The 340-nt window shown below is 69.7% G+C and carries 1 protein-coding gene; it reads right to left on the bottom strand.

What is annotated here, in order from left to right; all coding sequences use genetic code 11:
- Window positions 1–76: 76 nt before the first annotated feature.
- Window positions 77–340 (bottom strand): rhodanese-like domain-containing protein (locus CG50_RS09525; RefSeq protein WP_036637550.1); only part of this gene is annotated, 264 nt, incomplete at its 5' end.

Genomic DNA, 340 nt, shown 5'->3' with positions numbered 1-340 from the left:
CTGAGCCGCGTCCCGGTTCCCGAACCGGGGGGCGTCTCACCAAAACGAAGGGGGCCGCAAGGCCCCCTTTTTGCATTCAGCGTTCGACCTTGCCGCCGCCAGAGACCCAGTCCGACAGGCCGCCGAGGTTGTAGACCGTCTGATAGCCCATGCTCAGCAGCTCGGCCCCGGCGCGTTCGGCCCGGCCGCCGGCCGCGCAATAGACCACCACGGGCTTGTCGACCGACAGCCCCTTGACGCAGGACGGGCTGTTCGGGTCGCATTTGTTCGCCACCGCAACCAGCGGCACATGCAGCGCGCCCTTGGCCTTGCCGCTCGCGCTCAGCTCGGCCGCCTCGCG

This window comes from Paenirhodobacter enshiensis (assembly GCF_000740785.1).
Classification (GTDB): domain Bacteria; phylum Pseudomonadota; class Alphaproteobacteria; order Rhodobacterales; family Rhodobacteraceae; genus Rhodobacter; species Rhodobacter enshiensis.
This window is presented reverse-complemented; position numbering and strand designations above follow the sequence as displayed.